The sequence below is a fragment of the Streptoverticillium reticulum genome, from assembly GCF_047456005.1.
GTDB classification, from domain to species: domain Bacteria; phylum Actinomycetota; class Actinomycetes; order Streptomycetales; family Streptomycetaceae; genus Streptomyces; species Streptomyces reticulum.
Window position 1 is genome coordinate 3,021,160 of sequence record NZ_CP179755.1, and the last position, 19,546, is coordinate 3,040,705.

Genomic DNA, 19,546 nt, shown 5'->3' on the forward strand with positions numbered 1-19,546 from the left:
ATACGGGGTGTGACCGGGACCGGGTTCCGTCATGATCCCTCCCCCGGTTCCGCCTCCGGTTCCCCGCCGAGGAGGATGCGCTCCAGCGCCGCCCGGTCCGGCAGGTCCGTGGGGTGCACGGTCTCGCCGTCGCGGACGTGGACGAAGGCCGCGGTGACGGCGGACAGGGGCAGGCCGCAGCGTTCCGCCCAGGCCAGGCGGTAGATCGCGAGCTGGAGGGGATCGGCGAGGGTTCGGTCGCGGGCGGTCTTCCAGTCGACGATCTCGTAGCCCTCGCCGTCCGGGGCGCGGTAGACGGCGTCGATCCTGCCGCGGACCGGCCGGCCGGCGAGGGTGAGCTGGAAGGGCACCTCGACGCGGTGCGGGACGCGGCGGGCGTAGGGGGTGCGCTCGAAGGCCTCCTTGAGCGCGGCCAGGTCGCGCTCGTCGGCGATCTCCGTGCCGTCCTCCTCGCCCGGCAGGTCGTCCGGGTCGTGGAGGGGGAGGGGCAGGGGGACGGCGTCGAAGCGGGACTCCACCCAGGCGTGGAAGCGGGTGCCGCGGCGGGCGGCGGGCTGCGGGGCGCGCGGCATGGGGCGCGCCAGGTCGCGGGCGAAGGCGTCCGGGTCCGCGGCGAGCTGCATCAGCTGGGTGGCGGTGAGGCTCGCGGGCAGGGCGACGTCACGGACCGTGGCGCGGGCGCGGCGGAGCTCGCCGGCGAGCGCGTCGAGGTCGCGGTCCCAGGAGGTGACGGTGCGCGCCTCCTCGGGGAGGAGCTGCTCTGCCGCGGGGGCGGGGCGGGGGGCCGGTACCCGGGGGCGGGTGGTGGGCAGGGAGTCCCAGTCCCAGTCCTCGTCCTCGCCGAGGGGGGCGTCGTCCGCCGGTTCCTCGTCGTCCTCGGGCGGAGGGGGCCAGTCCGGGTCGTAAGCGGGCAGGGCTGCGGGCAGGGCTTCGGGATGCTGCGGCTCGGCCTCCAGGCGCGCCAAGTGGGCCGTGACCGCGTCCGCCGCGGCCCGGCGGCGGGCCAGGGAGGCGGGGTCCAGCGGGAGCGGCCAGAGCTGGTCGGCCGCGGCCGCCTGCAGGGCCGGGTTCTCCGCGCCCTCCTCGGGGGCGTCCGCCCAGGCCTCGATCTCGCCGTGGCCCTCCTCGCAGTGGGCGCGCAGGGCCTCCAGGAACGCGGACGGGCCCCGCGGGCGCTTCTGGTCCGGGCCCCACCAGTGGCCCGAGGCGAGCAGGAGGGAGCGGGGGCGGGTGAAGGTGACGTAGCCCAGGCGGAGTTCCTCGATGCGCTGGTGCTCCTTCATGGCGGCCTTGAAGGAGGCCAGGCCCTTGCTGTCCCAGGAGTCCACGCCGGGCAGGGTGTCCGCGTCGCCGCGCAGGGCGTGCGGCAGCACCCGGGGCTGGGCGGTCCAGGACTCGCGGGCCTGTTCGCTGGGGAACTGCTTGGCGACGAGGCCGGGGACGGCCACGACGTCCCACTCCAGGCCCTTGGACTTGTGCGCGGTGAGGATCTTGACGGTGTTCTCGCCGCCGGGGAGCGAGCTGTCCAGGCCCTTCTCGTACTGCATGGCGGTGCGCAGGAAGCCGAGGAAGGCGAGCAGGGTCGTCCCGCCGTCCAGGGCGGCGAAGTTCGCGGCGATGTCGAGGAACTGGGTGAGCGTCTCGCGGCGGCGGGCGGCCAGCGCGTGGGGGGAGGCGGAGAGCTCGACCTCCAGGCCCGTGGTGGCCAGGATGCGGTGGAGGACGTCCATCAGCGGGTCGGCCAACGAGCGCCGCAGGTCGCGAAGTTCGGCGGCGAGGCGGGCGAAGCGGATGCGGGCCTCGGGCGAGAAGGGGAGGCCGTCGTCGGTGGCGTCGGTGGTGAGGAAGGTGTCGAGGGCGTCGGCCAGCGAGATCGTCTCGGCCGGGTCCACTCCTTCGACGGCCTCGGCGAGGCGCCGCCCGGGGTCGGCCCCCGCGGCCCCGTAGGGCACCAGGGTGCGGGCGCGGCGGCCGAGGAGGGCCAGGTCGCGGGGGCCGATGCGCCAGCGCGGGCCGGTGAGCAGGCGGACGAGGGAGGCGTTGGCCGTGGGGTCCTGGAGGACCTCGCAGACGGCGACGAGGTCGGCGATCTCCGGCAGGTGCAGCAGGCCGGACAGGCCGACGACCTCGACGGGCACGTCCCGCGCGACGAGCGCGCCCTGGATGCGGGCGAAGTCCGAGGCGGTGCGGCAGAGCACGGCGATCTCGCCGGGCGGGGTGCCGGTGCGCACGAGGTGGGCGAGGGAGTCGGCGAGCCAGTCCAGCTCCTCGGCGTGGGTGGGCAGCAGGGCGCAGCGGACGACGCCGTCGTGCTCGGCGCCGGGGGCGGGGCGCAGGGCCTCGACGCCCTCGTGCCGGGTGCGGAGTTCGGCGGCGAGGTGGTTGGCGAGGCGGAGCAGGCGGCCGCCGCTGCGGCGGTTCTCGCCGAGCGCGTGGCGCCGGGCGGGGCTGCCGTCGGCGTGCGGGAAGTGGCGCGGGAAGTCGTCGAGGTTGGCGACGGAGGCGCCGCGCCAGCCGTAGATGGCCTGGCAGGGGTCGCCGACGGCGGTGACGGGGTGTCCGGTGCCGCCGCCGAACAGCCCGGCGAGCAGCTTCCGTTGGGCGACGGAGGTGTCCTGGTACTCGTCGAGGAGGACGACGGCGAACTCCTCGCGCAGGATGCGGCCCACTTCGGGCCTGCCGAGGGCGAGTTCGGCGGAGAGGGCGATCTGGTCGCCGAAGTCGAGCAGGTCGCGGCGGCGCTTCTCCTCTCTGTACGTCCGGACGAGGCCGAGGAGTTCGCGGCGGGCGCGGGCGGCCTCGGGGACCTTGCGCAGGTCGGCGTTGGTGAGCCGGGCGCCTTCCAGGGCGGCGAGCAGCTCGGTGTCGTGGGCGTGCAGGCGGGCGGGAGGCACGAGGTGCTCGCTGAGCTCGGCGTCGAGGGCCAGCAGGTCGGAGACGAGGTCGCCGAAGGAGCGGGTGAGCGCGGGGTGGGGGCCCGGGGAGGAGTGCAGGACGCGGGCGGCGAGCTGGTACCGCGTGGCGTCGGCGAGGAGGCGGGCGGAGGGCTCCAGGCCGATGCGCAGGCCGTGTTCCTTCAGCAGCCGGCCGGCGAAGGCGTGGTAGGTGGAGATCTGCGGCTCGCCCGCGGCCCGGTCGGGGTCGTCGTCGTACGCATCGGTGATACCGGCCTGCGCGAGGGCCTTGCGGACGCGCTCGGCGAGCTCCCCGGCCGCCTTGTTGGTGAAGGTCAGGCCGAGGACCCGCTCGGGGGCGACCTGGCCCGTGCCGACGAGCCAGACCACGCGCGCGGCCATCACCGTGGTCTTGCCGGATCCGGCTCCGGCCACGATGACCTGCGGGGCGGGCGGCGCGGTGATGCAGGCCGTCTGCTCCGGGGTGAAGGGGATGCCGAGGAGCTCCTTGAGCTGCTCGGGGTCGGTCAGGCGCGGGGTCACACCGGAAACGCTAAGGGCGGCCACTGACAACGGGCGCTGACCAGGCGTTTCCTGCTCACTCCACGACATGGCGGCCCTCCGGGCGTGCCGTGCACGAGGCGCGGAAGGTGCAGTGGGTGCAGTGCTGGCCGGGGCGCGGGGAGAACCGTTCCTCGAGGACGCGGCGGGCGGCCGCGGCCAGCAGGTCTCCGATCCACTGCCCCTCCCCCAGCGGCTCCTGGGCCTGCACCTTGGGCAGGGCGTCGCCGCCGTCCTTCTTCGCCGCGCCCTGGCGCAGCTGGACGAGCTCGGCGCCGCCCGGCTCCGGCCGCGCGCCGTCGAACAGCTCGTCCACGGCGCCCTGTTCGACGGCCAGCTGGTAGACGGCGAGCTGCGGGTGGCGCTCGACGTCGCCCGCGGAGACCGTGCCCTTGCCGGTCTTGAAGTCGACGACGTACGCGCGGCCCTGGCCGTCGCGCTCGACGCGGTCCATGGAGCCGCGGATGCGCACGAGGTGGTCGTCGGCCTTGAGTATGACGTCGAAGGGGTGCTCGGTGGCGACGGCGCCGCGGCCGCCGCGTTCCAGGACGTGCCAGCGCAGGAAGCGTTCGAGGGCGGCGCGGGCGTTCTCCTTCTCCTGCAGCGACTTCCAGGGGGCGTCGAAGGCGAGCGCGTCCCAGACGGACTCCAGGCGTTCCATCAGGACGGCGAGGTCGGCGGGGGTGCGGCCGGAGGCGACCTCGTCGGCGAGGACGTGCACGACGTTGCCGAAGCCCTGGGCGGCGGTGGCGGGGGCGTCCGCCTTGACCTCGCGGCCCAGGAACCACTGGAGCGAGCAGGTGCCCTCCAGTTGTCCGAGTGCGGAGCCGGAGAGGGCGACGGGGCGCTCCGGGTCGCGCAGCGGCACCTCGCTGTGGGTGGCCTCGGCCAGGCCCCACCAGCGGTAGGGGTGGGCTGCGGGGACCAGCGGCTTGCCCTCCTCGTCGCGCAGGGCGGCGAGCCGTGCGAGCCGTTCGGCGGCGGCGGCGCGCAGGGCGGCGGATGCGGCGGGGTCGACGGTGGTGGCGCGCAGTTCGGCGACGAGGGCGGCGACGGCGAGGGGGCGGCGGGGCCGCTGGGTGACGTCGACGGGGGTGGTGCCGAGTTCGGTGAGGAAGCGGGAGGGCTGGTCGCCGTCCTCGGCGGCGGCCTTGACGGCGGTGACGACCAGGCGGTCGCGGGCGCGGGTGGCGGCCACGTAGAACAGGCGGCGCTCCTCGGCCAGCAGGGCGCCGGGGGTGAGCGGTTCGGCGAGGCCGTCGCGGCCGATGCGGTCGGCCTCCAGGAGCGAGCCGCGGCGGCGCAGGTCGGGCCAGAGGCCTTCCTGGACTCCGGCGACGACGACGAGGCGCCACTCCAGGCCCTTGGAGCGGTGCGCGGTCATCAGGCGCACGGCGTCGGGGCGGGCGGGGCGGCGGGTGAGGGTGTCGGCGGCGATGTCCTGGGCGTCGAGCTCGTCGAGGAGGTTGAGGGCGCCGCGGCCGCCGGTGCGGGCCTCGGCGCGGGCGGCGGTCTCGAACAGGGCGCAGACCGCGTCGAGATCGCGGTCGGCGTTGCGGCCGGCGGCGCCGCCGCGGTGGGCGGCGCGTTCGAGGCGCTGGGGCCAGGGGGTGCCGTTCCACAGGGCCCACAGGGCGTCCTCGGCGGTGGCGCCGTCGGCGAGCAGGGCGCGGGCGCTCTGCAGGAGGGCGGCCAGGCGCTGGGCGCCGCGGGCGTAGGAGGGGTCGTGGGCGGCGAGGCGTTCCGGTGCGGCGAGGGCCTCGGCGACGAGTTCGTCGGAGGGGCGGGGGACGGTCCGGCCGGCGGCCCGTTCCTCGTCGCGCAGGGCGCGGCCGAGCCGGCGCAGGTCGGCGGCGTCCATGCCGCCGAGGGGGGAGGCGAGGAGGGCGAGGGCGGTCTCGGCGTCGAGCCAGGGGGTGTCCTCCTCCGTGGGGAGGACGGATTCAGCGACGGTGCGCAGGGCGGTCAGCAGGGGGGCGACGGCCGGTTCGTGCCGCAGGGGCAGGTCGTCGCCGTCGACCTCGACCGGTACGCCCGCGGAGGTGAGGGCGCGGCGCAGGGACGGCAGGGAGCGGGAGCCGGCCCGGACCAGGACGGCCATGTCCTGCCAGGGAACGTCGTCCTCGAGGTGGGCGCGGCGCAGGATGTCGGCGATGTTGTCGGTCTCGGCGCCCTGGGTCGGGTAGGTGTATGCCTCCACCCGGCCGCCGGGGCGGACGGCGGTGAGCTCGCGGTGGGCGCGGACGGCGTCGGCGGGCAGGCGGGTGAGCGGCATGCGGCGGGTGAGCTGCCGGGTGGCCGCGAGCAGGTTCGCGCCGGAGCGGCGGGAGACGGTCAGGACCTCGACGGGGGCGCGGGTGCCGTCGGGGCGGGCGAAGGTGCGGGGGAAGTCGAGGATGCCGCCGACGTCGGCGCCGCGGAAGGCGTAGATCGACTGGTCGGGGTCGCCGAAGGCCATGAGTGTCCGTCCGCCGCCGGCGAGGGCGCGCAGCAGGCGCACCTGGGAGGCGTCCGTGTCCTGGTACTCGTCGACGAAGACCGCGTCGTAGCGGCCGGCGAGCTCCGCGGCCGTCTCCGGGCGCTCGGCGAGCAGCACGGCGCGGTGGACGAGTTCGGCGTAGTCGAGCACCCCGTAGGCGTCGAGGACGTCCAGGTACTCGGCCATGAAGGAGGCGGCGGCCCGCCAGTCGGGGCGCCCGGTGCGGGCGGCGAAGGCGCCGAGCGTGCCGGGTCCCAGGCCGAGTTCGCGGCTGCGGGCGAGGACGGCGCGCACCTCGTCGGCGAAGCCGCGGGTGGTCAGGCAGGCGCGCAGTTCGTCGGGCCAGCGCACGGCGGCGCGGCCCGCGCGCTCCAGTTCGGCCTGGCCGGCGAGCAGTTCGCGCACGACGACGTCCTGCTCGGGGCCGGACAGCAGCCGCAGCGGGTCGGCGAAGAGGTCCGCGTCCTGGTGGGCGCGGACGAGGGCGTAGCAGTACGAGTGGAAGGTGGTCGCCTGCGGGGCCGCGGCGGCGCCCATGCGGGCCGCCATCCGGTCGCGCAGTTCGACGGCCGCCTTGCGGCCGAAGGTCAGGACGAGCACCCGCTCCGGGTCGGTGCCGCGCCGCACGCGCTCGGCCACGGCCTCGACGAGCGTGGTGGTCTTCCCCGTGCCCGGCCCGGCGAGCACCAGCAGCGGGCCGTCCCGGTGGTCAACCACGGCGCGCTGCCGTGCGTCCAGCTCAGGAGGAACCACGGGTCCCGGCCGGGTGCGCACCAGACGGTAGGCGCCCTGGGCGGGCTGCCGTGCCTGGTGGGCATGCGGTGAGCGGGAAGGCGGGGAGAGACTCACGTGGGGTGCCGGTCCTGGTGGTGTTGCGGGGGTGGGTGCGACGCGGTCCTCGACGCTACGCCAGGAGGCCGCCGGGGCGCAGGGCGTCCGGGGAGCCTCCGCACGCCCGTCGCGGCCTCATCCGTTCGGGTGCTGCCCCGGGACCACGGGCCCGCGGACGGTGCGCGCGGCCCCGCCGCGCGGCCCGGCTCACGTGTGCGGAGTCACATCGCCGTCCCAGCGCGCCCGGGCCATCGCCAGGCGCGGCACGTGTCCCTCGGCCTGCCGGCCCGCCTCGCGCAGCGGGGTGCCCTCGGCGCGGTAGTGGGCGAGGGCGCGCAGCTCGTGGCCGGGCAGCAGCACCCCGTCGGCGCGGACGACCCGCCACCACGGCACCGCGCCCCCGTAGAGCGCCATGACCCGCCCGACCTGGCGCGGCCCGCCCTCGCCGAGCCACTCGGCGACGTCCCCGTACGTCATCACCCGGCCGGGCGGAATCAGCTCGGCCACGGCCAGCACCCGCTCGGCATACTCGGGCAGGGTCTCCGGAAGCTCGCTCACGCGGCCCATCCTGCCGCACCCCGCCGACAACGCCCCGGGCGGACGATCACTCAGAGTGCAGTACCGCAGCGCAGGGCGTACGATCCGGAGTCCGCGCCCGCGAAATGCACCCTGATGCCCTGTTGCCCGGCCGGGCCGTGCCACCATCTTCCGGGCGGTGACTGGTGATACGAGACCAAGAAGAAGACAAGGACGAGCAACAGGGCGCGCAGCCTCGCGACGAGGCCCGCGCCCCCGGCGCGCTGCCCCCTTCCGGGGACGGCGGCTCGTACACGTACGAAGGCGGCGAGGTCCACATCGACAAGGTCTCCGGCGACGAGCCCCTGCTCCCCGCCCGCGTCCACCGCCCCGCCGACCTGGTCCGGCTCTTCCTGGGCATCCTCGGCATCGCGCTCGTGCTCGCCCTGGCCGTCTTCGCCCACTTCACCACCGCCGGGCTGGAGCGGGACATCGGCGAGAGCACCGGCCGGGCCCCCCAGCTGCTGGCGAACTTCGCGGGGCTCGCGGCCAACATCGCCATCTTCATCGTGCCCGTCGCGTTCGCCATCGAGCGGCTGATCAAACGGGACGGGCTGCGCATCGCCGACGGCGTGCTGGCCGCCGTCCTCGCGCACGGCGTCTCGCTGGCCACCGACCTGTGGGTCGCCCAGGGCGCGCCCGCCTCGATCCGCGGGGCGCTCACCCAGACCTCGCCGACCGGCGGCGCCACCGACCCGGTGCACGGCTACCTGGCGCCCGTCATCGCCTACATGACGGCCGTCGGCATGTCCCGCCGCCCGCGCTGGCGGGTGGCCATGTGGGCGGTGCTGCTGCTGGACGCCTTCGCCGTGCTGGTGAACGGCTACACCACACCGTTCTCCATCGTCACCACGGTGCTGATCGGCTGGACCGTGGCCTACGGCACGCTCTACGCGGTCGGCTCGCCGAACGTGAGACCGACCGGTCAGCATCTGCTCGCCGGGCTGCGGCGCGTGGGCTTCAACCCCGTCACCGCCCTGCGCACCGAGGACCCGGAGGACACCGAGCACCACGACCGGGGCCGCCGCTACATCGTCACCCTGGAGGACGGCCCACCGCTCGACGTCACCGTCGTCGACCGCGAACAGCAGGCGCAGGGCTTCTTCTACCGCGTCTGGCAGCGCCTCGCCCTGCGCGGCATCACGCAGCGTCGCAGCCTGCAGTCGCTGCGCCAGGCCCTGGAGCAGGAGGCCCTGCTGGCCTACGCGGCCATCGCCGCGGGCGCCAACGCGCCCCGGCTGATCGCCACCTCCGAGCTCGGCCCGGACGCCGTGATGCTCGTCTACGAGCACATCGGCGGCCGCACCCTGGACGCCATCCCGGACGAGGAGATCACCGACGAGCTGACGGCAGGCGCGTGGCAGCAGGTGCAGGCCCTGCAGTCGCGGCGCATCGCCCACCGGCGCCTCGACGGCGACGCCCTGCTGGTGGATCGTTCCGGCAATGTCGTCCTGACCGATCTGCGCGGCGGCGAGATCGCCGCGGGCGACTTGGTCCTGCGGATGGACATCGCCCAGCTGCTCACCACGCTCGGCCTGCGGGTCGGTGCCGAACGGGCCGTGGCCTCGGCCGTGGCCGTGCTGGGCCCCGACGCGGTCGCCGACAGCCTCCCTCTGCTCCAGCCGATCGCCCTCACCCGCTCCAGCCGGGCCACCCTCCGCCAGCTCGCCCGCGAGCGCGCACAGCGCGAGCGGGACGCGGTGCTGGAGGCCTCGCGCATCGAGAAGGAGCACCGAGCACGCGAACGCGCGGAGAAGGGCACGGACGTCAACGAGCGCAAGGCGCTCAAGGCGGAGAAGAAGGCGGAGAAGCAGGCGCTCGACGTGGCGGCCGAGGAGGCCCGCGAGGAGGACCTGCTCGCGCAGATCCGCCGGCAGGTCCTGCTGATCCGCCCGCAGGCGCCGATAGAGCCGGTGCGCCTGGAGCGCATCAAGCCGCGCACCCTCATCAGCTCCATCGCGGGTGCCTTCGCCGCGTACTTCCTGCTCTCGCAGCTCGCACACGTCAAACTTGGCGACCTGGTCGCACACGCCAACTGGTACTGGGTGCTGGCCGCCGCGGCCTTCTCCGCCCTGAGCTACTTCGCGGCCGCGATGAGCCTGCTGGGCTTCGTTCCGGAGAAGGTGCCCTTCGGCCGCACGGTCGTCGCCCAGGTCGCCGGCTCGTTCGTCAAACTGGTCGCCCCCGCCGCAGTGGGCGGTGTCGCCCTGAACACGCGCTTCCTGCAGCGCGCGGGGCTGCGGCCGGGGCTCGCCGTGGCGAGCGTGGGAGCGTCGCAGCTGTTCGGTCTGGCGAGCCACATCATCCTGCTGCTGACGTTCGGCTACATCACCGGCACCGAGAACACCTCGTCGCCGCTCCCCCCGTCCCGCACAGTCATCGGCGGCCTGCTCACGGCAGCGGTACTGGTCCTGGTCGTGACGGCCATCCCGTTCCTGCGGAAGTTCGTCTCCACGCGCGTGCGCTCGCTCTTCGCGGGCGTGGTGCCGCGCATGCTCGACCTGCTGCAGCGGCCGCGGAAGCTGCTCAACGGCATCGGCGGCATGCTGCTGCTGACGGCCACGTTCGTGCTGTGCCTGGACACCTCGATCCGGGCGTTCGGCGGGGACATGAGCTACGCGAGCGTGGCCGTGGTCTTCCTCGCGGGCAACGCGCTGGGGTCGGCGGCGCCGACGCCGGGCGGCGTGGGCGCGGTGGAAGGTGTCCTCATCGGTGCGCTGACCCTGGCCGGGCTGCCCGCGGAGACGGCCGCGCCGGCCGTCCTGCTGTTCCGCCTGATGACGTTCTGGCTGCCGGTGCTGCCGGGGTGGCTGTGCTTCAACCAGCTGACGCGGAAGGGTGCCATTTAGCCTCCGGCTCGGTTCGGGTACGGGTCGGGTGCGGGTCGGCTGTGGCTGGTCGCGCAGTTCCCCGCGCCCCTTCGGGGCGGGGATCCACCTTGCATATGCGAGCCTCATCGCCATACCGTGCCGCATATGCGCACGTACACCATCGGCCAGGCGGCTCGGCTGCTCGGCGTCAGCCCGGACACGGTGCGGCGCTGGGCCGACGCGGGACGCATACCGACACAGCGTGATGAGTCGGGCAAAAGACTCATCGAGGGTGAGCAGTTGGCGGCCTACTCGGTCTCCCTCGCCTCCGAGGCGAACAGCGAGGACGAGGCGCCGTACACCACCGCGCGCAACGCCTTCCCCGGCATCATCACCGCCGTCAAGCTCGGCGACGTCGCCGCCCAGGTGGAGATCCAGGCCGGCCCGCACCGCCTGGTCTCCCTCCTCACCCGCGAGGCCGTGGAGGAACTGGGCCTGGCCGTCGGCATGGAGGCCGTCGCCCGCGTCAAAGCCACCAACGTGCACATCGACCGCGCCTGACCGGGGGGACACCATGAACCGCACGCTCACCCGCACCGCCCTCGCAGCAGCCCTCGCCCTCCCCCTGGCAGCCTGCAGCAGCACCGGCGGCAAAAGCACGAGCACCATCACCGTCCTCGCGGCAGCCTCCCTCACCGACGTCTTCAAGCAGGCAGGGGCCGCGTACGAGAAGGAGCACCCGGACACCGAGGTGAAGTTCTCCTTCGCCGGCTCCCAGGAACTGGCCGCCCAGGTCCGCCAGGGCGCACCGGCCGACGCCCTGGTGACCGCCGACACCAAGACGATGGACGACCTCAAGGCGCAGGCCGGAACCCCCGCGGTCATCGCGAAGAACCGCCTCACCATCGCCACGGCCCCGCACAACCCCCGGCACGTCCAAGGCCTCACGGACCTCTCGCAAACCGGCCTCAAGGTCGTCCTGGCAGCACCCGAGGTCCCCGCGGGCCGCTACAGCAAGAAGATCCTGGACCAGCAGCACCTCTCCGTGAAGCCGGTCTCCCAGGAGCCCAGCGTCCGGGCCGTGCTCAGCAAGGTCTCCCTCGGCGAGGCGGACGCCGGCATCGTGTACGTGACCGACGCGACCGCGGCCAAGGGCAAGGTGGGCACCGTCGCGATCCCCGACGCCCAGAACGCGGTGGCCAGTTACCCGGCGGCAACGCTCAAGAGCTCCAAGCACACCGAAGCCGCAGCAGACTTCGTCAAGTGGCTGAGCTCTGCCGAGGCTCAGAAACTGCTCGCATCCGCGGGCTTCCAGAAGCCGTGAAGAAGAGAATCCCCCTCCCCCTGGGCATACCGGCCGCACTCGCGGTGACGTTTCTCCTCCTCCCCCTGGCGGGCGTCATCGCCCACGCCCCCTGGAACACGCTCCCCTCCCGCCTCGCCTCTCACGAAGTGACCCAGGCCCTCACCCTCTCCCTCCTCGTCTCGGGCTGGGCCCTGCTGATCGCCCTGCTCCTGGGCGTCCCGCTGGCCTGGCTGCTGGCCCGCACGGAGTTCCCGGGCAAGTCACTGGTGCGCTGCCTGGTCATGCTCCCGATGGTGCTGCCCCCGACCGTGGCAGGCGTAACGCTCCTCCAGGCCTACGGCCGCCACGGCATCCTGGGCCCGGCACTGGCGCATTACGGCATCACTCTCCCCTTCTCCACCGCAGGCGCAGTCCTGGCCTCGGCCTTCGTGGCCATGCCCTTCCTCGTCATCAGCCTCGAAGGAGCCCTCGCCGGCCTGCACCCCCGCTACGAGGAAACGGCAACGTCCCTGGGAGCAGCGCCACTTCGCGTCTTCCGCACGATCACGCTCCCCATGGTCCTCCCGGGCCTGATCGCAGGAGCGGCCCTCTCCTGGGCCCGAGCCCTGGGCGAGTTCGGCGCCACGATCACCTTCGCGGGCAACCTCCCCGGAACAACGCAAACCCTCCCCCTCCAGGTCTACCTACTCCTCCAGGACGACCCGGAGGGCGCAACAGCCGTATCTCTCCTCCTGCTTGCGATAGCAACGGCAATCCTCATCAGCCTCCGCGGCAGCTGGCTGAACCCGCAGACGCCGACGAAGGCCGGGCGGGGCCGGGGGGCCGGGGAGGGCCCGGCAAGGGGCGTAAAGCCGTATTTGCGGCCAAGTACGGGGTACACAACACGCGGAACGGCAACGGCCGCAAATACAGCAGCCCCGGAGGGCCCTCCCCGGCCCCCCGGCCCCGCCCCCACCCCGCACCCGCTGCGCACCACGGTGACCGGCGCGGTAGAAGCAACGCTCAACGCCCCCGCGGGCACAACGATCGCGGTAGTAGGCCCGAACGGCGCAGGCAAGACAACGCTGCTCCGCGCCCTCCTCGGCCTGACGACCCGGGCAACGGCCCCCACCCTGACCCTGGGCACCGTGGACGTGTCCGCGGTGCCCCCGCACCACCGCCGCATCGCCTGGGTCCCCCAGGACGGCGCCCTCTTCCCCCACCTGAACGCCCTCGCCAACACCGCATACGGCCTCCGCGCCCAGGGCACCCCCCGTGCCGAGGCCCACCGCGAGGCCCGGCAATGGCTGGACCGCCTCGGCGTCGGCGCCCTGGCCCACCACCGCCCCGGCCGGCTCAGCGGCGGCCAGGCCCAGCGCGTGGCCCTGGCCCGCGCCCTGGCCGCGCGCCCCCACCTGCTCCTCCTGGACGAACCCCTCGCCGCCCTCGACCAGTCGACCCGCACCCACGTGCGCCACACCCTGCGCACCCACCTCGCGGACTTCCCGGGCGTGTGCCTCCTCGTCACCCACGACCCGGTGGAAGCCGTGTCGCTCGCGAGCCACGTCCTCGTCCTGGAGAACGGCCTCACCGTCCAGTACGCCACTCCCACCGACCTCACCCGCCGCCCCCGCTCCCCCTGGGTGGCCCGCATGCTGGGCCGCAACGCCTGGCCCGGCAGCACCACTCCGGAGGGCACCGTGCTCCTGGAGGACGGCGCACGCCTCACGACGGCCGAAGCCGCACCGCCCGCGACCCCCGGCCTCGCGGTCGTCCCCCCCGAAGCGGTGTCCCTGCACACCACCCGCCCCACCGGCAGCCCCCGCAACATCTGGCAGGGCAAGGTCCGCGAGATCACGGCCCAGGGCGGCCGCCTCCGCGTCCTGGTCGAGGGCACGGACGGAGCCCCGGAGACCGTCGCCGAGATCACCCCGTCGGCCGCGGCGGACCTCGCCCTGGCCGAGGGCACCCCGGTCTGGACGAGCATCAAGGCCACAGAAGCCACGTTCGTCCCCCTGTAACCGCAGTCCCCCTGTAACCCGTACGCCCCGCACCACGCGCGCCCCGGCGGCACCCCGCAGACGATGGCAGTCCGTCGACGTCAGCCCCGGGAGGCACCGCCGTGCCGAGAGCCACGAGAGCCGCGAAGGCCACAGGACCCGCACAATCCATACGAACCGGCGCCCTGCTCTCGGCCGCCCTGCTGACGATCACGACGGCAGCCGCAACAGGCTGCACCCACACAGGCCGCCCCCAGGCGGCCGCCTCGGCCCCCGGCCCCGCGGGCGGCACCCGCAGCGCCCAGGACCCCAAGTTGGACTGGAAGACGTGCCCGCCCCCGAGCGCCGCCGAGGACAACGGCGGGGCGGCCAGGACCCCGGGCCGCGACTGGGAGTGCGCAACCCTGCGCGCGCCCCTGGACTACGCGCACCCCGACGGCGAGAAGATCGGCATCGCCATGATCCGGGCGAAGGCCACCGACCCCGCGCACCGCATCGGTTCGCTCGTCTTCAACTTCGGCGGCCCGGGCGGCTCGGGCGTCACCACCCTCCCCGCGTTCGCGGAGGACTACCGGAATCTGCGCACCCGTTACGACCTGGTGAGCTTCGACCCCCGCGGGGTAGGCCGCAGCACCGGCGTCCGCTGCCTGGACGACAAGGAGCTGGACGCGTACTACGCGGCGGACTCCGCACCGGCGACCAAGGCCGAACAGACGGCCCTCGTCGGCCGCGTCGAGGCCTACGCGGCCGCCTGCCGTCAGCACTCCGGAAAGGTCCTCCCGTACGTCGGGACGACGAACGCCGCCCGCGACATGGACCTGATGCGGCAGGCGCTCGGCGACGACAAACTGCACTACTTCGGCGTCTCCTACGGGACCGAACTGGGCGGCGTCTACGCCCACTTGTACCCCAAGAACGTCGGACGGGCGCTCCTCGACGCGGTGGTCGACCCGTCGAGCGACCCGGTACAGAGCGCCCTCGCCCAGGCCCGCGGCTTCCAGCTGGCCCTCGGCAACTACATGACGGCGTGCCCGCAGACCTCCGACAACTGCCCGACGGAACGCTCGATCACCGACCTCCTCGACCGGCTCGGCAAGCAGCCGATCCCGGCAGCGGGCGGCACCGGCACCGGCTCCCCCACGGGCGGCACCGGCGGAGCCGGCGGCCGCGAGCTGACGCGGTCGCTGGCGACGAGCGGCATCGCCCAGGCCCTGTACTCCAAGGACTTCTGGGAGTACCTCACCGAGGGCGTCGAGGACGCCGAGAACGGCGACGGAAGGATCCTGCTCTCCCTCGCGGACTCCATGAACGGCCGTGGCCAGGACGGCCATTACAGCTCGCTCCAGGCCTCCCTCAACGCGGTCACCTGCGCGGACTTCGCCCAGCGCTACACGGCGGAGGACATCGAGCCGAGGGTGGCGGAGTTCCGCAGGGCGTCGTCGGTCTTCGGGGACTTCATGGCGTGGAGCCTCCTGCAGTGCACCGGCTGGCCCGTCAAGGGCGAGTGGCAGACGCCGGACGTGAGCGCCAAGGGTGCCGCACCCATGCTCGTGGTCGGCAACACCGGTGACCCGGCGACCCCTTATGAGGGAGCGCGCACGATGGCGCGGGAGCTGGGCGAGGGCGTCGGAATCGAGATGACATACCGGGGGCAGGGGCACGGCGCGTACGACAGCGGCAACCCCTGCGTCAAAGGTGCGGCAGACGCGTATCTCCTGGACGGTAAGGTCCCGGAGCCCAACAAGGTGTGTTCATAGCACCCATAGCAGATCACACCGGTAATACGAACTGCACCGGCTCGAATGTCAGTGGCCCGCACTACGATCGCCCGCACAGAAGTTCCGTACGCGGACGGCGCGTTGCGGACCGAGCACGGGGCGGGGGGATCGAAGTGTCGAACGACAGCAGTACGTTACGGACCACCGCCGGGCGCACCGGCGGCCCCGGCCGCAGGGCCCGGGTGTTCACCGGCGCCCTGGCCATCGCGGCCCTGCTGGCCGCCCTGATGGCGTTCTGGCAGGCGGAGTTCGGACCGCCGGCGAGGTCCTCGTACTGCTGGGGCACCTGGCCGGAGGACGGCGGCCCGTTCCGCAGCGGCGACCACGACCGCTCGGCGCAGGAGAGCGCCCCCGCCCCCGGGCGCCCGTACGGCACGTGCACGCTGAGCTGGCGCGGCGGCCGGGGCGCCGGGGCGTACCGGCAGCGGCTCGACGTGCGGTACGGGACGGGCCCGCGGGAGGCGGAGGCCCGCCGCGCCTGGCTCTCGGGGCTGCTGGTGGGAGGGGACAGTGCGCTTCCGGACGGCCTGCCCGGCTTCGTGGCCGCCGGCTCCGGCACGCTGGTGCTGCCCCCGTCGTGCGACGTGGACGGCCGCCCGTCGGTCGTGACGGTGACGAGCTCGTTCCGCGACGCGAACGGGGCGGACGGGTCGGGCAGGACGGACGGAACAGACGGGGCGGACGCGGCCGGGCCGGGCGGCGCCGACCGTCCCGGCTTCCCGGACGACTCCTCCCCCGCCCGCACGGGCAGCCTGCTGGTGGACGCGGCCAACAGGGCGGTGAGGGCGTCGCGTTGCGCCCCGATGCCGGTCGTGCAGCCGCAGCACGCGCCGCCCAGCTGGGTGCGGGTGTCGGCCGGCGGCCCGGCGGAGCAGTGCGCGATACCGGGGCTGACGGTGGCGGCTGCGGACTCCGTCCGGCTGACGGACACGGTGGGCAGCGTCGGGGACGACTTCCAGACGTGTGCGGTCGCCGCCGACGACCGGTGGGCGGCACGCTTCGCCATGATCGCCCGGCCGCGGGTCGTCGCCCTCTTCGACGGCCTCGCCGGGGACGGCCCGCCCGCGCCGGGGTGGCGTGCGCACGGCCGGATCGAGGCGTCCGGCGCGCTGGTACAGGCGGACTGCGCGGGCCGTCCGACGGTCTTCACCATGCGGACCGGTCCCGGCCGTTCGCGCACCCGCCTCGACGACGCGCGCGCGGTGTTCCCGGACTTCGTCGATGCGGTGGGCCGGCGCATCGGGTGCGCGTCGCTGCACACGGGCCGTACCGGGCACGTGGAGTGACGGCGGGAGCGGACCAGGGCGTGTCCGATGGGTCAGTGCGGGCCCCGCGGCGTCCGGTGCTGGGGGAGGTAGCTGGGGGAGCGTCGCGGGGCCCGCGCTGACCCATCGGACACGCCCTGTGCCCCGCCGCGCTCCCCCGCGCGCGCCTGTACCCCGAGTCCGGGGCGGGCGATTCCTCCGTAGAGTCGGTGAAATGAGTACCGCACGGCCCAGGGCCACCGCCCTCGCCTCCGCCGCCCTCGCGCTCGTCCTGACCGCCACCGCCACCGCGTGCGGCGGGAGCAGCGGCGATGCCGGGTCCGGCGCCGACGCCAAGCAGTCGTCCGCGGGCGGCGCCGCCCTGCGCTGGACGGCCTGCGACGCCCCCACGGCTGCCCAGGGCGGCGGCAGGGCGCCCGGCAAGGGGTGGGAGTGCGCAAAGCTGCCCGTACCGCTGGACTATGCGAAGCCGGACGGGGAGCGGATCGACCTCGCCCTGATCCGGGCCAGGGCACTGGACGCCAAGCACCGCATCGGCTCTCTGGTGTTCAACTTCGGCGGCCCGGGCGGCTCGGGGGTCGCGACGCTGCCGAGCCTCGCCGACAGCTACGCCAAACTCCGGCAGCGCTACGACCTGGTGAGCTTCGACCCGCGCGGCGTCGGCGAGAGCGCGGGCGTGCGGTGCCAGAGCGACAAGGAGACGGACGCGGCCAACGAGATCGACGCGACGCCGGGGGACGATGCCGCGGTCCGCACGTACCTGGCGGCGAACAAGGCCTACATCGACGCGTGCGCCAAGAACTCCGGCAAGGTCCTGCCGTACGTGGACACCGTCAGCGCCGCCCGGGACATGGACCGGATCCGGGCCTCCGTGGGCGACGACAAGCTGCACTACTTCGGCATCTCCTACGGCACCGAACTCGGCGGGGTCTACGCCCACTTGTATCCGCAGAACGTCGGACGCGCGGTGCTGGACGCGGTCGTCGACCCCACGCAGGACCCCCTGCAGGGCAACCTCGCCCAGTCCAAGGGGTTCCAACTCGCCCTAGACGACTACGAGAAGGACTGCTCCTCCCGGTCGTCGCCCTGCCCCGGCATGGACGACATCACCGCGCTGCTCAAGCGGCTCGACACGCAGCCGCTGCCGACGGCGCAGGGGCGCAGGCTCACCCAGGACGAGGCGGTCAACGGCATCGCCGCCGCGCTCTACACCAAGGACACGTGGAAATACCTCACGGCCGGTCTGGAGGAGGCCCTGCAGAAGGGCACCGGCAACACCCTGCTGCTGCTCTTCGACTCGATCAACGGCCGCTCGCCCGACGGCCACTACTCCAACCTCCAGCCGGCCAACCGGGCCGTGTCCTGCGCGGACGAGGAGCAGCGCTACACGGTCGACGACGTGAAGGCGCACCTGGCCGAATTCCGGGCTGCCTCACCGGTGTTCGGGGAGTCGGCGGCATGGTCGCTGATCTCGTGCACCGGGTGGCCGGTGAAGGGGAAGACGAAGGCGCCGGAGGTCGGCGCGAAGGGCGCGGCGCCGATCGTGGTGATCGGCAACACCGGGGACCCGGCGACCCCGTACGCCGGTGCGGGACGGATGGCCTCGGCGCTCGGCTCCGGGGTGGGCGTCGAGGTGACGTACCGGGGCGAGGGTCACGGGGCGTACAACACGGGGGACCCGTGCATGACGCGGCTGGTTGACGCGTATCTGCTGGAGGGGACGGTGCCGGGGCAGGGGGTGACGTGCGGGTAGTCGGTGGCTTGTCGCGCAGTTCCCCGTGCCCCTTACGGGGCACCTGGGTGATCGCGCCCCGAAGGGGCGCGGGGAACTGCGCGAGCAACCACGACGAGCCCGCAGTTGACACACCGCGGCCTAATACACCGGCTTCTCCGGTTCGATCTGGTTGACCCAGCCGATGACGCCGCCGCCCACGTGGACCGCGTCGGCGAACCCGGCGGACTTCAGGACCGCCAGGACTTCCGCGGAGCGGACACCCGTCTTGCAGTGCAGGACGATCCGCTTGTCCTGCGGCAGGTCCTGGAGGGCGGTGCCCATCAGGAACTCGTTCTTCGGGACGAGGCGCGCACCGGGGATGGAGACGATCTCGTACTCGTTCGGCTCGCGGACGTCGATGATGTCGATGTTCTCGCCGTCGTCGATCCACTCCTTGAGCTGCTTCGGCGTGATCGTCGAACCCGCAGCGGCCTCCTGGGCCTCCTCGGAGACGACGCCGCAGAACGCCTCGTAGTCGATCAGTTCCCTGACGGTCGCGTTGGGGCCGCAGACCGCGCAGTCGGGGTCCTTGCGGACCTTGACCTGCCGGTAGGTCATCTCCAGTGCGTCGTAGATCATCAGGCGGCCGACCAGCGGATCGCCGATCCCGGCGAGCAGCTTGATGGCCTCGTTGACCTGGATCGAGCCGATCGAGGCGCACAGCACGCCGAGCACGCCGCCCTCGGCGCAGGAGGGGACCATGCCGGGCGGCGGGGGCTCGGGGTAGAGGCAGCGGTAGCAGGGGCCGTGCTCGGACCAGAACACCGAGGCCTGGCCGTCGAAGCGGTAGATCGAACCCCACACGTACGGCTTGCCCAGCAGCACGCACGCGTCGTTGACCAGGTAGCGGGTGGCGAAGTTGTCCGTGCCGTCCACGATCAGGTCGTACTGGGAGAAGATGTCCATGACGTTGTCCGCCTCCAGGCGGCCTTCATGGAGCACCACGTTCACATACGGGTTGATGCCCAGCACGCTCTCGCGTGCGGAGACGGCCTTGGGGCGGCCGATGTCGGACTGGGAGTGGATGATCTGGCGCTGCAGGTTCGACTCGTCGACCTCGTCGAACTCCACGATGCCCAGCGTGCCCACGCCCGCCGCCGCCAGGTACATCAGCGCGGGCGAGCCGAGACCGCCCGCCCCCACGCACAGCACCTTGGCATTCTTCAAGCGCTTCTGCCCCGCCATCCCCACATCCGGGATGATCAGGTGACGCGAATACCTGCGAACCTCGTCAACGCTGAGCTCGGCAGCCGGCTCAACCAAAGGTGGCAGCGACACGGGAACTCCGTAGGT

The 19,546-nt window shown here is 73.7% G+C and carries 11 protein-coding genes; 7 read left to right on the forward strand and 4 right to left on the reverse strand.

What is annotated here, in order from left to right; translation table 11 throughout:
* Nucleotides 1-29 precede the first annotated feature (29 nt).
* The 3 genes from ACMATS_RS13485 to ACMATS_RS13495 all read right to left on the reverse strand — a co-directional run bounded on the left by ACMATS_RS13485 (nt 30) and on the right by ACMATS_RS13495 (nt 7,323).
* The gene (locus tag ACMATS_RS13485) at nt 30-3,437 is read right to left on the reverse strand and encodes a UvrD-helicase domain-containing protein (RefSeq protein WP_414168014.1); all 3,408 of its coding nucleotides are present in this window, start codon (nt 3,435-3,437) and stop codon (nt 30-32) included.
* Between the two features lie 55 nt (nt 3,438-3,492).
* Nucleotides 3,493-6,783: an ATP-dependent helicase gene (locus tag ACMATS_RS13490; RefSeq protein WP_414168015.1), complete on the reverse strand. Its 3,291-nt coding sequence runs from the start codon at nt 6,781-6,783 to the stop codon at nt 3,493-3,495.
* Between the two features lie 189 nt (nt 6,784-6,972).
* The gene (locus tag ACMATS_RS13495; RefSeq protein ID WP_358345371.1) at nt 6,973-7,323 is read right to left on the reverse strand and encodes an MGMT family protein; all 351 of its coding nucleotides are present in this window, start codon (nt 7,321-7,323) and stop codon (nt 6,973-6,975) included.
* Nucleotides 7,324-7,487: 164 nt separating this feature from the next.
* Between ACMATS_RS13495 and ACMATS_RS13500 the strand changes: the two genes are divergently transcribed.
* The 7 genes from ACMATS_RS13500 (at nt 7,488) to ACMATS_RS13530 (ending at nt 18,232) form a co-directional block, all read left to right on the forward strand.
* Nucleotides 7,488-10,190: a flippase-like domain-containing protein gene (locus ACMATS_RS13500; protein WP_391152543.1), complete on the forward strand. Its 2,703-nt coding sequence runs from the start codon at nt 7,488-7,490 to the stop codon at nt 10,188-10,190.
* Nucleotides 10,191-10,316: 126 nt separating this feature from the next.
* The gene (locus ACMATS_RS13505; protein ID WP_390776406.1) at nt 10,317-10,712 is read left to right on the forward strand and encodes a TOBE domain-containing protein; all 396 of its coding nucleotides are present in this window, start codon (nt 10,317-10,319) and stop codon (nt 10,710-10,712) included.
* A gap of 13 nt (nt 10,713-10,725) precedes the next feature.
* The gene (modA, locus tag ACMATS_RS13510) at nt 10,726-11,475 is read left to right on the forward strand and encodes a molybdate ABC transporter substrate-binding protein (RefSeq protein WP_414168016.1); all 750 of its coding nucleotides are present in this window, start codon (nt 10,726-10,728) and stop codon (nt 11,473-11,475) included.
* Nucleotides 11,472-13,457, forward strand: a complete 1,986-nt coding sequence (locus ACMATS_RS13515) for an ABC transporter permease (RefSeq protein WP_414168017.1) — start codon at nt 11,472-11,474, stop codon at nt 13,455-13,457. Before modA ends, ACMATS_RS13515 begins: the two co-directional genes overlap by 4 nt.
* A gap of 164 nt (nt 13,458-13,621) precedes the next feature.
* A complete protein-coding gene (locus ACMATS_RS13520; protein WP_414170719.1) occupies nt 13,622-15,193 on the forward strand; it encodes an alpha/beta hydrolase in 1,572 nt (523 codons plus the stop codon).
* 134 nt (nt 15,194-15,327) lie between these two features.
* Entirely contained in the window at nt 15,328-16,500 is a 1,173-nt protein-coding gene (locus tag ACMATS_RS13525; protein ID WP_414168018.1) for a hypothetical protein, read from the forward strand.
* A gap of 193 nt (nt 16,501-16,693) precedes the next feature.
* Nucleotides 16,694-18,232: an alpha/beta hydrolase gene (locus ACMATS_RS13530; RefSeq protein WP_414168019.1), complete on the forward strand. Its 1,539-nt coding sequence runs from the start codon at nt 16,694-16,696 to the stop codon at nt 18,230-18,232.
* Between the two features lie 120 nt (nt 18,233-18,352).
* Here ACMATS_RS13530 and moeZ read toward each other — a convergent pair whose 3' ends face one another.
* Nucleotides 18,353-19,531, reverse strand: coding sequence for an adenylyltransferase/sulfurtransferase MoeZ (moeZ, locus tag ACMATS_RS13535; protein ID WP_390776401.1), 1,179 nt, complete (start codon nt 19,529-19,531; stop codon nt 18,353-18,355).
* Nucleotides 19,532-19,546: the final 15 nt, after the last annotated feature.

Excerpts from the sequence above, each read along its gene's own strand:
- ACMATS_RS13505 (WP_390776406.1), top strand. The coding sequence starts at position 10,317 with ATGCGCACGTACACCATCGGCCAGGCGGCTCGGCTGCTCGGCGTCAGC.
- modA (WP_414168016.1), top strand. The coding sequence starts at position 10,726 with ATGAACCGCACGCTCACCCGCACCGCCCTCGCAGCAGCCCTCGCCCTC.
- ACMATS_RS13530 (WP_414168019.1), top strand. The coding sequence starts at position 16,694 with ATGAGTACCGCACGGCCCAGGGCCACCGCCCTCGCCTCCGCCGCCCTC.